The organism is Photobacterium aquae (assembly GCF_001029445.1).
GTDB classification, from domain to species: domain Bacteria; phylum Pseudomonadota; class Gammaproteobacteria; order Enterobacterales; family Vibrionaceae; genus Photobacterium; species Photobacterium aquae.
In genome coordinates this window covers 106919-120456 of record NZ_LDOT01000001.1, presented here as the reverse complement: position 1 = coordinate 120456, position 13538 = coordinate 106919, and the positions used below count along the sequence as shown (strand labels likewise).

Sequence of the window (13538 nt, the reverse complement as noted above, 5' to 3'; positions counted from 1 at the left end):
GATAGATCACGGACAGTAAAGCTTATCATCATCCTAGACGATATTTCTGCCGAGGGTTGCGGATCATCCGGTTTTGATCATCTCCCCCGTTGGCTGTGAGATCGAGCGGCAGGGCCCAATATACGCCGGAAGCATGAGGATGATCGCAGAACGATGATCAAGGCACTATTAATGATCAAGGATCTATCAATGATCGAGGAACAGGTAGTTCTGCCAGCTTTTCATCCGGATCAAGACTTTCCTCATTACCGAGACATGCTCGAAGCGATCCGAATAAACGGCAATCTCAACGTTGGCCCCTTGCGGCAGGTGATACTGGCTGAGATCGTCTGTGATTTTGAGCTTGACCAGCGGTCGCCCCTGCCTTAGCAGTAAGTCGCTACCGTAGAGCATGCCCGCGGCCTGTACTTGGCTTTCACCAATAGCGGGGAGCACTTCCACTACTTCGCCCTGAAAAGTCTGTCCCGGCAGGGCCCTGAAGATGAAATCGGCTTTGAATCCGGGCTTTAGTCTGAGCAAAGAATTCTGCCGAAATGCGCCAATGAAGAACTGCTCCTCTTTGTGGATGAAGGTCATGACGGGGCGAAGCGGAACCGGGACGGCCATCATACCCGGACGGAGGGTGACTTGAGTGACGATGCCGTCCGTTGGTGCGTAGGCAATGGTTTCCTGAAGGTTAAACTCAGCTTGAACCAGCTGTGCTCTGACCTTGGCTGTTGTGGTGTTCTCCCCAAGAATCTCAGACTCATAGGCCAGTTTGGCGCGTTGTTCTTCGGCGCGGGCTGCTGTTAGGGCTGCTTCGGCGCTACGGTAGAACTGGCGGCGGTTATCAACATCGGATTTTGTGAAAGCACCCCGCTTGAAGCCTTTCTCATAGCGGCGGTATTGAGTAAGGGTGCGATCGCGTTCGGCAAGGGCGCGGGAGGTTGTCGCCCTGGCCGCGTGGTAGGCTGATTCCAGTCCCAGTACGTATTGCTTGGCTTCGGCCAGTGCCGCGCGTTGCAGCTGGACTTCGGCCTGATAAGGGGTCGGGTCGATTTTGAAGAGTATATCCCCTTTTTTGATCTGGCTGTTGGGCGTAACTGGTACTTCGATGACCTTGCCGCGTACGCCCGGCACAATGGGGGTTGTGACAAAGAACTGTCCGCCGAGGTTGCTGTGGGGGTGGTTGTAGTTCATCAGCAAGATCAAGGTGCCGATGAGGATGATTCCGCCCAGTACCGCAGTTGGTACCGTCCACTTGTTGAGGGGGATCTTGAAAATTTTAAATATTGCGATGCAGAGCGCCGCATAGGTAAGGATGAGCAGTAGATCCATTAGCGTTCATCTCCCCTAGATGGTTTTTGGCTGTGCCCGTTGGTGCTTTGCTTTACTTCAAGCTCCGCGACTTTTTCTGTTAGGTGCTCAACCTGTTTGGCGAGGTTGAGTACTTCATGGTGGAGTTCGTTTTGTTCGTTTTGGATTTTGGTAAATCCCCACCCCCGGTCTTCGCGCCACAAGGTGGCCCAGATCCACAGAAACGGCCAGAGCGCATGCAGGGTAAACAAGCTGACCCATCCGGCATAGTGGATGGCATCCTGGTGGGGATGGTTGCGGGTTTTGGATATCTCATAGGGAATATCGTGGATGGCGATAATGCCGTAAAACAAGACAAGTGCTACAAAGCACAGTAAACCGAGGGCAAAATAGTCGAGAAACATCCTTGCTCCTTGCGAAGAGACCTTACTTATTGATATATAAGCCAAGAATCATACGGTTAGCACCCTGCGGCGATTCACGTCGTGGTTCACCCTCATAAAATGCTGTTTTGGGGTGCCGCGGTGGGTTATGAGGCCAATGATACTTTTGCCGTTCTTATTAAAACCTAGCACTCAATTGCGTGGGTAAGGCGCTGAGGGGATATTTTTTTGTTTTTGCCTCCAGTCAGAGCAAATGCGGCCGATGATATGGGGAAGGCTATCTGATCCGATGTGTAAAGTGGTTTGCCTTGTTCGGAGGTATTGATGTTCTGGCGCTCTGGCTGAACTGGGGGCGTCGAATAATGTATGTGTATTTTTCAGGGGAACTATGACTAGTCTTTTGATCGGGTTGGCGATTGTTGTTGGTTTGCTGGGATGGATTATCTACCGCTATAGCGTAGCGCAGGATATCGAGGCCGAGAAAGCCAAGGAGCAACGCGTCAAGGACGAAAAGTACCGCTTGGTGTTGGAAAAAGCCAAGATGGCGGAAAGAGAAGAGAAGATTTTCAAGGCCCAGACGGGCCATGTGCAAAGCCAGCTGTCGCTTGCCAAAGAATATGAGGCTACCAATATTCGCGAGGCACTGTATTGGTATGGTAAAGCTGCCGAGCAGGATCATGAAATTGCTATGAATGCGATGGCCAGATTGTGCAAACACGATATTGATGATCCGCATGGCGAGGAAAAATCGGAATATTGGACGCAGAGGCTAAAAGCTAAAAGTAATGTGCCAGAAGCGTGCTTTGAGCTTGGCCGCTATAAGATCAAGGGACACGGAACAGATATTGATGTCGAGGGTGGCTTGGCGTTGATCCATCAGGCGGCGGACGCCGAGCTGGTGGTTGCTCAGCTGTTTTTGGGCGATTGGTATTTATCCGATCAGGCTGCCGACAAGGATCAGAAAGAGGCATTTTTGTGGCGTCTCCGAGCGGCCTTGCACGAGGATGTTAGGGCGTTCAAGAAACTGGCTTATTGCTATCAGGCTGGTATCGCGGTTGAGAAAAGCCGCTCCCGCACGGTTTATTGGCTGGAGCGTGCCGCAGAACTGAGGGATATGGAAGCACAGATCCTCGTCGCCAAGATGCATGGCGCAGGCGATGCCTACGACAATGCCATTGCTTATATTTGGCTCTCACAGGCCCATGTCAGTGGTCACCCTTCGGCGAAAGTTGAGCGGGATAAAGTGGTTCAGCATATTGGCATTGAATCGATATTGGGAGTACAGAATGTTGCCAATACCGTTGAGATGATGATTAACCGCGCGGCGTTCGAACCTCAGTCGGTAATTCGTTTCCTAGACAAGCTGTACGAGCGAAAGGGCTATCGTCCTACACATGATGAGCTGGAAACGTTGGCACTGGGTGACTTTTCCAATCAGGCGATGAGTTCTCAAAAAGCATCATCTCATTCGTCGGATGAGGCAAGTGGCCTTTCTGGCGAGTCGTCTGAGGGTCAATCTGCCTCTGATTCAAGTGGTAGTGAAAGCAGTGCGTCTTCTTCTTTCCAAACAACGGATTGGCAGGCGGGATGGGAGCCGGTTTCTCCAGATACGTCGAAGTCGTAGTCATACACTGAAGAGCGAAGAAAAACGCTGGCATGATTTCATGTCAGCGTTTTTTTATATCTAGCCAAAAGGGCCTGTTTGGTTGGTTATCGGTGTCTTCAACATACGAATATACCAAGACATCAAAAGAGCTATGCCGAGAAAGGGGAAGTGATGGCCATGCAGCGAAGGGTGTTAGACCCGTTTCAGGTATTCACTTTCGCTGTAGTAATCGGTTTTATCTGCCCGGTCCAGAAAAACGAGCCCGTTGAGGTGATCCAGTTCGTGCTGGAAAATGCGGGCGATGAAACCGTCAAGCCGAGTCGTGATCTCTTCTCCTTCCGGTGTGAAGTAGCGTACCTCGATGTGCTTGTGGCGGCTTACCAATGCCCTTATCCCTGGAATGCTTAGGCAACCCTCCCAGTCCTTTTCCATATCGGCACTGGCCCAGAGAATTTCGGGGTTGATCATGAGGGTGGGCTCCATTACCGGTGCATTGGGGTAGCGCGGGTTGGGCCGAGAAGCCACGATAAAGGCCCTGATTGATTCGCCGACTTGTGGGGCGGCAATACCGACACCGTTGTGGTATAGCATCTTTTTCTCAAGGGCTGTAAAGAAAGCACCATACTGGCTGAAGGTCTCCGGGGGCAGGGGGCGGGCCTGCTTGCGGAGGACTGGGTGGCCTAACTCGGCAATCTGCAACGTATCCATCCTTGTTATCCTCGTAATACCAATGACCGTGAGTGGTATAAATACGGTCGTTCATTCAACTGCGGTTAAATTTCACGGGGTAATCTTGATACTTAACTTACATCAAGATTTTAGTGCTCGCGAGGATATATGATGCGCTAAGTTAGGAAAATGGCTTATGTTTTCCTATATCACAATTAAAATTTTTTAAAGGCATATATCAACTAAAATTTAGAAAGCGCTACTAATGATGATTAGAATCAAAAAAAGTAGTAACCATTCAAAAAATTTTTGCATTACTAAAATATTGTGATAATCTACACACAGATTTGAGAGACACAAATCAACAAATATGAAGTTTCCCCGTAAGGGGGGGCTGAAATGTCTAACGGGGATTACGGCCTTGTTAGACATTGCTGGGGGCACCCAGCTTATCCTGCTTGGAACCCAGGGTAATTATGGAACGGGAATGCGGCCCTGAGCTTACGCTCAGGGCCGTTTTTCTATCTGCACATTTGCTTCCATGCATCATATCTTTTCATCGCAATGTCTTAACGCGTTATTGAATCCTGTGTTTGCGGTAACTGTTTCCTGAGTCAACTTCCTGAGCCAACAAGTAGTGGCTATTCATTGTTCAGCCACAGCATATCGTGCTCGGCAATATACTCTTTATAGCCTGTTTCCCACCCTTGGACAGCAAGTCGCTCATGGGAGGTATTGAGACATTGTCCGGTATATTGCGTCCCTTTTTTGCCTTGCTTATATGTATTGAATGGTAGGCAGTACTGCTCGATGCCCATTTTGTAGCCTACGTTATATTCGGCCACGGCGTTTTCGTTGAGAGTGTGCAGGCGGGCGAGGTCTTTTTCGCTACGTATCAGCCGTCCGGTTTCGCCATCTTTGAGCCCTAGTTGCTCCCACTGGTTTTCCTGGGCAAGTTCGGTATCGTAGTTTTGTCCGGTACAAGCAGCGAGGCCAAGTATTGCGAGGGATAACACCAGATATTTCATGATAGCCTCCGGTCATCAATACTAAATTTCACTATAAGTATATGACGCGGTGGGTGTTGTGCCGTATAAGATGGGATTTATCAGTAATCTGTCTAAGCCTTTTGCTTCTCATAACAAACTTGTCAAATTCCCTTCGTTCATCTTTATGGTTGGTGTGCACTTACTATGTGTCGAGCCGAGAACGAATGCCAGTAGTAGCAGATAAAATGCCATCCCACCCAGCCCACAAGAGCTGTTGCCACAGCTATCTCAACAATTCCCAATCGTTCCAGCCAAGCCCATTGGGGATAGTCTCTGCTCAGCCATTCGGTTAGCCTGTCGAGGGCGACGGCACTGATCACCGATGGGAAGGTGAGTGCGGCTAGCGAAGGTTGGAACCGTTGCTTAAGCAAGTTGATATAGCACAGGTAGACCAGAATAGTCATGGTGATCCCTACGCCAGCCAGAGCGCCGGTAAGGATGGGATCCGGATCGCTGACGTTAGTGAGATAAGCGGTAAGGGCAAGGTTAACAGGTGCAGCCATGATCGCCAGTGTGGGGCGAGCCTGACGGGGAAGGCGACCGGCAAAACAGAGGCGATAGAGCATTACCGGCAGCATCAGGAAATAGATAGCAATACAGATATCGGTCATGACTAAGGCAAAGTCATGGTGGCCGAGCTGTGGGCCGGCCAGTGTTCCGCTGATGGCCCCGACGGGGTATAAAAACCAACTCGGGTAGATATTGGTGAGCCGAAATCGCCGGAACTGATGGAAGAAGAAATAGCCCATCATGAAAAAATGCAGTAGCAAGGCGGGATACCAGAGTAAGCGGGCGCTTTCCACATGAAGTAATGTCAGATAGTCGGCCAGAATCAACATTGTCATCGAGATGGGGGGCATCAGGCTGCCGTGGAGTGGGTGACGTAAATCTTGTAAAAACTGGCGGCGGTTAGCGATGTACTTGAGCAATACAGGAATGAGCAGCAGGGCGCCGAGGGTCGCAAAGCTGCCGCGGATCCAATCGGCTTCGGATGGAATAAAAAGGGACCATGCCAGCCCGGTTCCCGTTGTGGCGAGCGCGAGTGCCGCTTGGGCCGAGGGGACATGCAGCAAGGCTTTGGCAAACGTCGTCATAGATAAACCGGGTTCCGCAATCGTTATCGTTAAGCCTCAATATGTTATACCAAGTTGCAGAAGGAGGCATGGGGCGGCATCAAGTTATCGCTGTTCCGTGCATGAAAATAGCGTGCCGGAAGTTGCTCATCTGGGTAGTTTTTGAGTGGAAATAGGATAGAAAAATGGAGATTGCAGGAAGGATCACACTTCAGCAGAATTACGGGAAAATCGGGTTGCGAAAAGCCGAAAACAGTACCATATTTACATTGTGACCTGTAAACGAGCTGGTTCAACCAAAGCCAAAGGAGAAATGAGCTGTATTCAGCAAGGCTCAAGGGTACAGGAAGCAGGTTGATGTGAATCAACACCCACTAGGTCAGTGGCCTAGATACAATTTGGTTAGCAACACAAAAAATTGATACTTCTTCGCCAATACCAATGATGTCCGATTTAAATTAATGACTGTATCGGGCACGGCATACTCAACGTAATGAGTGGCGAAGCCGCAACATGTTTATATTCATTACCAACGCCGCTGTGTGCTGTGTAGGTACACGAAGGCAAAAACTTAGAGATATAAACCAAGCCGCACTGCAATGGTGCGGCTTTTCTTTTCCTGCAAAGTACTTTCATCCTCCCCTCCCTAGTATTAGGCCGCAGTATTACCGCCATAAAGCATGAACATACCAGAAAATGCTGCATAGCCGACAGAATAGCGCCGCCCCTTGTGCGATTACTGGTATTGAGATAATGGTAGTTTGGGATGACTTTCCGGCTTTTTATCAAGGGCCGTTCGAATCGGCAATGGATGATTTCTCTCGTCATAGAATTTGTGATAATGCGGGAGAAAGACCATCAATGACAATTTAATGTAAACTTTTTTATACAATTGATTGAGGGGGAGCTCATTCATCCGTTTTTGTGTACTGAAATGAAGACATTTCTTCACGAATTCTTCACTTGGGTTGGGGCACAATTGATACCAGCTCATCAACACGAATAATAAAATGAAAAAAATACTGCTGCCCTTGTTAGTGACATGCTCTTTCTCTGCCGCCGCTGCACCTTACGTCGGCGTAGAGTATGGCATGGGTACGACAACCCATGATTTCCAGCCAGCCTTCAACACCGACAATATTCAGCTTGATCCCAAGCAGGAAGACGGTATCGCCAGCGGCTTTGTCGGTTATGCCTTCAATGATGCTTGGGCCCTTGAGCTTGGCTATAGCCAATTTGAGCTCAGTGACAGCCATAGCAAATACCTTGGAATGACCACGGTGAACGGACAGGTTTATACCCACGAATTGGATTGGGATTCATCCGTCGATGCCAAGCAAATTTCATTGCTACCTGTATATACCTATGAACTGAATGAAAAGTGGTCGGCCAAACTAAAAGCTGGCCTGACTTACACCCAGTACAAGGCCAGTGCGGGTAAATATGAAGAGTTCGAACTGGTTGCCAACGATGACATTGAGCATGGCAAAACCTTGTCACATACATCGTCAACAACAGATAGTGTTGGTGCGTTGGTGTCGGCCGGGGTCGAATACAGAATCCTATCGCGATTGGCTATTGGCGCAAATGCAAAATACCAGACGGACAGCTTTGCTAGCACGGCATCATTTTATATCGGTACAACGTATTATTTCTAAATTAGGGTATAAAATCATGAAAAAACAATTGGTGGCATCGCTTGTTCTATTGGCTTCAAGTCCTGTTTTTGCTGCATTTAACGGCCCTCACAGCCTAGTTATTGATACTGTTGCTGCTGCACAATCGGCACAGGACGATACCGTGGTTGAATTAAAGGGCTATATTATTAAGGCATTGGGTCATGAAACCTACTTGTTCAAAGATAGCACGGGCGAAATCAACGTGGAAATTGACCATGAAGACTGGCGGGGAGTGGATGTCAGCCCCGTTGAGCAAGTGATTATTCGCGGTGAAGTAGACAATGAGTGGACGACCACACAAATTGATGTTGATTCAGTCCAAAAGATCTAATTGAGAATGCGAACATAACAGCGGACTATCGAAAAAAAACACTGTGAAGTAATGAAAATTCACACATGTTTCACACTCGATATTATATATTGTTATCGCTCATCAGGTGGGGCGGGGTATTGTTAATTGATGGTATTCTTAAATATCATTACCCATCCCACTTTAACAATATAGGTGTTTCGCATTCAGGTTAAACACAAGAATAATAATCACCTGAAGTTAAACTATGATTAGACAATTGCTCCATATTGAAACTTATTCTTTTCATAATGGGCACTTAACCTATGCATTATGGTCTGATGGAATACTTGAGAAACTTGTCGTAAAAAACTCTCGTGTTGTTTTTTACGAAGAAATAGAAGTTCGTATAACTACATGACTATAGTGTATTGTTAAACTTTGCATGATATTAAAAATATAAATAAAGTACATTGGTATATAGCCTTACCTTTCGTGGACGCAAGGACAGCGTTCACATTTTTTCATCATCTATAGATGGTGGGATAGCCTGAAATTCTGCTTATGATTTCCATGACAAGGAATGTTACCTGCGTGAAGATTGACTGTGTTTGTTGTACACAGTGTTTCGCCAGATATCTTAGGATATCTGGCATTTTTTTCACGTAATTATATTTAAACCACTAAACCAAAGCCAACATAAGACACATAATAATATAATATGAAGAAAGTACAGCACCGCCCTCGATTTGAACAAACCCAAAAAAGAATAATGAAAGCCAAAGATCTAACAGATCTAATTGTTAGAACTCAAGGTATGAAAAAAAAGGAAGAATAAGTTAGGGATAAAGCCAAAATATCAAAGGTAGGACTGAGTATGAAATTTTGGCTTTTTCAAAATTTAAACTGTTTATTTTAAATAATAAAGTTTATTTATCAGTATATTATTTCTTATAAATATTATTTATTATCATTTCAAATATATTTAGCAAGAGTATTTGCCGGCGTTATTTTCTAAGCCCATTACCTTGGAAAACCTTAAAGCCTATAAACTATTACGTTGCTTCCTCATTATAATATGAAATGGCAAGATCTGTGATGTGTGACAAATGTATATCAAAGTGTTAATTTATTGGTTTTTATTTGGCTTTTGCTAACACTTGTTACGTTGTCACGTTTATTTCTGTTGGTGTAATGCTTGTAGGTTGTTGTTTTTCATCAATTTTTATTTTTTCATGGGCGGGCCGGATGTATTCCCCATCGTTTACCGGCCAGACATAGCATTTGAGTACCTATTGGCTTTCTCTATAGCCTCAATTATTCAAAAGTTTCAAAATAGAACTTGTAATCACGCACGCCATCTATCTGTACGCCTTTCTCTCTTAGTTCAAGGTACTGCTGGAGCTTTATCGTTCTGAACTCCATCGCCTTTAGTGCCAGAATTATCCGTAGTTCATCCATTGGGCGAGACTTAGCCGCAGAACTGCACGTACTGCAGACCACGTGCGTCTTTGTTTTAAAACCTGTCTTATCCAGCCAGTTAAGGGCTTTGGGCTCTTTACGTTCACCACAGAAATAACAGCGATTATCCTGCCGCAAGGCTGCTTCTTCCCTTAGGGCTTTTGGGTTTGATGCTGGTTTAGATGCGGCAGTGCTGCCTTTCTTGCTACCACTGAACTGAGAAAACTGAACGACATTGGGCATTGGGATAACTCTTATTCTTCAAGGTGTATGCGTGCTGTTGACGCTGTTCTATAGACCATTATTGTCTAATATGTAACCGACCATTAAGAATGGCAAATATGGGAATAGATGGGATTGAGTAGGATCTCGTGGGCGAGGCCTTGCTATTAAAGGGCTTGAGGCTTGGCCTACTCTCAAACTGAGAAATCACCATAAATGGCAAAAAGTGTGTTTTTGTGGGAAAGCGGCCGGGCGAAATGACAATTCGCCCAGTTTGACAAAAACACATGAAAATACGTTTAAAGATCCGTTGAACGCTGAACGACTCTGCCGATGATACACAGCTGTTCGAGTTGGTGCGTTGGAACTTCTATTGGTGAATAGTCTTTGTTGTCACTAATTAAGCGCAGTGAACCATCAAAACTTTTCTGAATACGCTTAGCGTAAAGTTCATCACCAAGGCGAACAACGAAGATCTTCCCATCTAAAGGCTTTTGGGCGTTAAGATCAATCAACAGCGAATCGCTATCTTTAATCGTTGGTTCCATTGAATCACCTTTGGCAAATATCACCGCAAGTTTATTCGGGTCTAGTTTCCTGTGCTGGATGTATTTACGTCGAAAGGCCAAGTAACGCTTCACAGGGGCATCGATAGCTGATGTACCATGTCCTGCTGATACATGGATTTGATAACCTGGAACTAAAACGAACTCTTCATTAATAGCCTCATTGGCATCACGTTCATCCGGAGCAGCTGCATCGTTGCAATAGGCACACACTGAAAACATGTTGTCCCATTTTAAGTTCTTATAAATGGGAGAGTCTTTTTTAGGAATGAAGTGATCTGTGCAAGGTTCGGTAGACTTTGGTCCCTGGCCTGTAGCTAGCCACTCAAGCCGGACACCCTTGTAATCGGCAATTGCTACTAACTTGTCGAAAGTGGGCTTAGAACTATTCGGTGGCAGGTATTTTCTTAAACCACTGTCAGTGATCCCCACCTTTTCCCCGAAACTACGAATTGACTCATCGCCAATGAGTTCTTTTAGACGAACTGAAAACTGTGCGATTCCTTCCTTATCAAAAGCACTTGATGTGTTTTTCTCTGCTTGAGAGTGCTTTTCCATTTTATACCTCAAAAATCAGTGTCTTAACCCAATCTTCCTGAGAAGTAAGAAACGAAGAAAAACACATCGGCTGTGTCTTTTATTACATTTGTTTCATACAAAAGTGCGGCAGGGTTTTTTTATTTATAAATTCGCGTCTTATTGTTCTTGATGAGCATTATAGTTTGCACTACCGTCTTATTGTCGTAATAAGAAACTTGCTCGCTAGTGTGATATTACCACGGAGGGACTAAATGGAAATAGAAACTGCATATCAGCTGCAAGGTGCTTTGAGGGCAAATGCTTGGACTGTAAGGAGTTGGGCGATAGCTCACGGTTACAACCCAAGAACGGTACTTCATTGCATTAGTACTTTTGCACCGGATCAAAACCGTCTTCCAAAAAGACGACTGTCAAAGGCCATCATGGCGGATCTCTCTAAAACATTGTCCGTTCCGTTAATGGGAGGCAATGATGAGTAAGGAATGGTACACCGCATTAGAACTATCAGAAGCCCCCGGACTGCCAAGTGCGTCTTTTTCTATAAGACGAAAAGCAGAGAAAGAATCATGGAAATCAAGGAAGAGACAAAAAGGAAAAGGACTGGAATACCACATCAGCAGCTTGCCTGATGAAACAAAAGCACATTTAGCCAAACAGGAAATAAAGGACCTATGCATTACCGATACCGCAGCTAGCGATGGCGCGCTAGCGGTCAAAAGTATCGAATTGGCTGAAAAGCTCGATGGAAAAGGCAAACAAAAGCGCAAGGCACAATCACTGATAGCCTTTAACAGCCTAAGCGGTGAGCAACAGACCAAAGCCAATGCCAAGCTCGTGATCCTCAAAGCTCGCGAGATGTACCTGAAACCGTTTGTTGATGTTAACCGTCTCACAGCGGGAGAAAGCCAATTTATAGAAGAGTACAACCGAAAAGCATTGGGAATAGAAAGCTGGGTATATAGCGCGATTAAACAGATCAGCTGGCGTACCTGTCGGCGGTGGGCTGAATTACTAGATAAATCCGGAATGGCAGCCTTAGCGGGGAATTATTCTGGAAATAAACGTCAAGGAAAAATAGAGCAACAGCCCGATCTGCAAAACTACCTGATGGCCGTGATCACGGGCAAGCCTCATCTGGCACAGCGCCCGCATGTACTGCATCGGATGGTAGAAGAAAAGCACGGCAGCTACCCGCATTGGGATATCCCAAGTCCCTCATCCATTGGACGCTGGATCGCCAAATGGATGGCCGACAACGGAGCCAAGTTTTCGTACCTCACCAATCCCGATGCTTACAACAGCAAGCACCGTCCACTGTTTGGCAAAATGTATCCATGGATACAAGCCCCGAATGATTGCTGGGAATTTGACAGCACCCCAACCGACGTACAGCTGCGGGTCAACGGCAAACTAGTGCGCTACAGCATCATCGCCGCCATAGATGTGTATACCCGGCGGGTCAAATTGCTGTTATCGCCGACATCCAGCTCCGAAGGGATCTGCCTACTACTGCGCAAATGTCTGCTGGATTGGGGAGTCCCAAACAAAGACGGTATCGCCCGAACCGATAACGGCTCAGATTACGTCTCCAAGCGTGTCACCGCCATCTTCGACATGCTGGATATCGACCAATCGAAAGCCAATCCCTTCTCAGGTTGGGAGAAACCCTATATCGAGCGTTTCTTTCGCACCTTGAGCCAAGGGCTATTCGAACTATTGCCCGGCTATATCGGCCACTCGGTATCAGACCGCCAGCAAATCGAAGCAGCCAAAGCCTTTGCCCAGCGCATCGGTGAAGGCAAGAAGAAAGCGCAGCAAGAAGCCCTAGCATTGGCCTTAACGCCCGAAGAACTCGAAACCATCATGAACGATTGGCTAGAGCACCGCTACAACCATACCGCACGCGAAGGACTTAACGGCAAAACACCGTTTCAAGTCTATACCGAATCCGGTTACCGGCCACGGGTAGTGGCGGATGCGCACAGCCTCGACTACCTCCTGAACTACATTGGAGATGCCAGTGTGATCCGAGGGCAGGTGTCAGCGCAAAAGGTCAAATATACAGCCCCAGAGTTAATGAACCCAGATTGGGACAGAAAACGTGTCCGCGTTTTTCTCGACCCGAACGACGTCGGCCGCGCCACCCTCTATCCGGTTGATAGCTGGGATTGCTTTATCGAAGCCGTCAATATCGACCTAGTGGGACGCGCCATAGACCCAGCCGCCTTCCGCGAGCAGCGCAAGTTGCAGAACAAAGCACTCGGCGAATTCCGCCGCAGTGCCAAAAAGCTGCAAACCGAATTTGGCATCGATACCCAGTACGCCGAATCGCTCGCAGCAGACAAAGCCAAAAATACGCTGGCAGCCTTCAAGCAACCATCAGAAGTGACCATCAACCCAGCACTGAACGGCCTGACCAAAGCCGCGAAAACAAAACAAGCGCCAGCATACAGCGAGGCAGAGCTCAAGAAACTAGAGCAGGCAAGAAAACAGATCGAAGAGAAAGAAACGCAGCTCACCACGCAGAAAAACCACCTGCATCGGAACATGCACGACAAAGCCCGCTACTTGGCCGAGCAGTCATTGGAGCGGGAGCTAACAGACAAAGAAACGGCTTTTTTGGAGGACTACCAGAAGAAAAACCACATCGGAAAACGAACCATTCAGGAAATTATGGCACGCCGCCGCCAAGCATAGCGTGCCAT

The 13538-nt window shown here is 47.0% G+C and carries 12 protein-coding genes; 5 read left to right on the top strand and 7 right to left on the bottom strand.

All coding sequences use genetic code 11. The annotated features are described in order from the left end of the window. Positions 1-186 precede the first annotated feature (186 nt). On the bottom strand, positions 187-1317 hold the full coding sequence (locus tag ABT56_RS00540; RefSeq protein WP_047876893.1) for an HlyD family secretion protein: 1131 nt from the start codon (positions 1315-1317) through the stop codon (positions 187-189). Next, positions 1317-1700, bottom strand: a complete 384-nt coding sequence (locus ABT56_RS00535) for a DUF3302 domain-containing protein (RefSeq protein ID WP_047876892.1) — start codon at positions 1698-1700, stop codon at positions 1317-1319. Before ABT56_RS00535 ends, ABT56_RS00540 begins: the two co-directional genes overlap by 1 nt. Positions 1701-2067: 367 nt before the next feature. On the opposite strand from ABT56_RS00535, the gene ABT56_RS00530 reads away from it, so the two are divergent. Then, the gene (locus tag ABT56_RS00530) at positions 2068-3303 is read left to right on the top strand and encodes a tetratricopeptide repeat protein (protein WP_053062334.1); all 1236 of its coding nucleotides are present in this window, start codon (positions 2068-2070) and stop codon (positions 3301-3303) included. Positions 3304-3477: 174 nt separating this feature from the next. Here the strand turns inward: ABT56_RS00530 and def are convergent, their stop codons facing one another. The 3 genes from def to ABT56_RS00515 form a co-directional block, all read right to left on the bottom strand. Further along, entirely contained in the window at positions 3478-3993 is a 516-nt protein-coding gene (def, locus tag ABT56_RS00525; protein ID WP_047876891.1) for a peptide deformylase, read from the bottom strand. Positions 3994-4595: 602 nt separating this feature from the next. Further along, a complete protein-coding gene (locus ABT56_RS00520; protein WP_053062333.1) occupies positions 4596-4982 on the bottom strand; it encodes a DUF2799 domain-containing protein in 387 nt (128 codons plus the stop codon). Between the two features lie 143 nt (positions 4983-5125). Then, positions 5126-6097, bottom strand: coding sequence for a TDT family transporter (locus tag ABT56_RS00515; protein WP_047876890.1), 972 nt, complete (start codon positions 6095-6097; stop codon positions 5126-5128). A 989-nt stretch (positions 6098-7086) separates the two neighbouring features. On the opposite strand from ABT56_RS00515, the gene ABT56_RS00510 reads away from it, so the two are divergent. Both ABT56_RS00510 and ABT56_RS00505 read left to right on the top strand, forming a co-directional pair. After that, the gene (locus ABT56_RS00510; RefSeq protein ID WP_047876889.1) at positions 7087-7734 is read left to right on the top strand and encodes an AcfA family outer membrane beta-barrel protein; all 648 of its coding nucleotides are present in this window, start codon (positions 7087-7089) and stop codon (positions 7732-7734) included. A gap of 16 nt (positions 7735-7750) precedes the next feature. Further along, the gene (locus ABT56_RS00505; RefSeq protein WP_047876888.1) at positions 7751-8086 is read left to right on the top strand and encodes a YgiW/YdeI family stress tolerance OB fold protein; all 336 of its coding nucleotides are present in this window, start codon (positions 7751-7753) and stop codon (positions 8084-8086) included. 1275 nt (positions 8087-9361) lie between these two features. Here ABT56_RS00505 and ABT56_RS00500 read toward each other — a convergent pair. Together ABT56_RS00500 and ABT56_RS00495 are read right to left on the bottom strand one after the other, a co-directional pair. Next, a complete protein-coding gene (locus ABT56_RS00500) occupies positions 9362-9748 on the bottom strand; it encodes a hypothetical protein (RefSeq protein WP_047876887.1) in 387 nt (128 codons plus the stop codon). Between the two features lie 278 nt (positions 9749-10026). Continuing rightward, the gene (locus tag ABT56_RS00495) at positions 10027-10851 is read right to left on the bottom strand and encodes a LexA family transcriptional regulator (RefSeq protein ID WP_047876886.1); all 825 of its coding nucleotides are present in this window, start codon (positions 10849-10851) and stop codon (positions 10027-10029) included. A 233-nt stretch (positions 10852-11084) separates the two neighbouring features. Between ABT56_RS00495 and ABT56_RS00490 the strand changes: the two genes are divergently transcribed. Then, positions 11085-11312: a helix-turn-helix domain-containing protein gene (locus tag ABT56_RS00490; RefSeq protein ID WP_047876885.1), complete on the top strand. Its 228-nt coding sequence runs from the start codon at positions 11085-11087 to the stop codon at positions 11310-11312. After that, entirely contained in the window at positions 11305-13530 is a 2226-nt protein-coding gene (locus ABT56_RS00485) for a DNA-binding protein (RefSeq protein ID WP_047876884.1), read from the top strand. The genes ABT56_RS00490 and ABT56_RS00485 overlap by 8 nt, the downstream gene beginning before the upstream one ends. Positions 13531-13538 lie beyond the last annotated feature (8 nt).

What these genes read in the sequence shown, in the direction of transcription:
- ABT56_RS00540 (WP_047876893.1), bottom strand. Translation starts at nt 1,317, where the DNA reads ATGGATCTACTGCTCATCCTTACCTATGCGGCGCTCTGCATCGCAATA.
- ABT56_RS00535 (WP_047876892.1), bottom strand. Translation starts at nt 1,700, where the DNA reads ATGTTTCTCGACTATTTTGCCCTCGGTTTACTGTGCTTTGTAGCACTT.
- ABT56_RS00530 (WP_053062334.1), top strand. Translation starts at nt 2,068, where the DNA reads ATGACTAGTCTTTTGATCGGGTTGGCGATTGTTGTTGGTTTGCTGGGA.
- def (WP_047876891.1), bottom strand. Translation starts at nt 3,993, where the DNA reads ATGGATACGTTGCAGATTGCCGAGTTAGGCCACCCAGTCCTCCGCAAG.
- ABT56_RS00520 (WP_053062333.1), bottom strand. Translation starts at nt 4,982, where the DNA reads ATGAAATATCTGGTGTTATCCCTCGCAATACTTGGCCTCGCTGCTTGT.
- ABT56_RS00515 (WP_047876890.1), bottom strand. Translation starts at nt 6,097, where the DNA reads ATGACGACGTTTGCCAAAGCCTTGCTGCATGTCCCCTCGGCCCAAGCG.
- ABT56_RS00510 (WP_047876889.1), top strand. Translation starts at nt 7,087, where the DNA reads ATGAAAAAAATACTGCTGCCCTTGTTAGTGACATGCTCTTTCTCTGCC.
- ABT56_RS00505 (WP_047876888.1), top strand. Translation starts at nt 7,751, where the DNA reads ATGAAAAAACAATTGGTGGCATCGCTTGTTCTATTGGCTTCAAGTCCT.
- ABT56_RS00500 (WP_047876887.1), bottom strand. Translation starts at nt 9,748, where the DNA reads ATGCCCAATGTCGTTCAGTTTTCTCAGTTCAGTGGTAGCAAGAAAGGC.
- ABT56_RS00495 (WP_047876886.1), bottom strand. Translation starts at nt 10,851, where the DNA reads ATGGAAAAGCACTCTCAAGCAGAGAAAAACACATCAAGTGCTTTTGAT.
- ABT56_RS00490 (WP_047876885.1), top strand. Translation starts at nt 11,085, where the DNA reads ATGGAAATAGAAACTGCATATCAGCTGCAAGGTGCTTTGAGGGCAAAT.
- ABT56_RS00485 (WP_047876884.1), top strand. Translation starts at nt 11,305, where the DNA reads ATGAGTAAGGAATGGTACACCGCATTAGAACTATCAGAAGCCCCCGGA.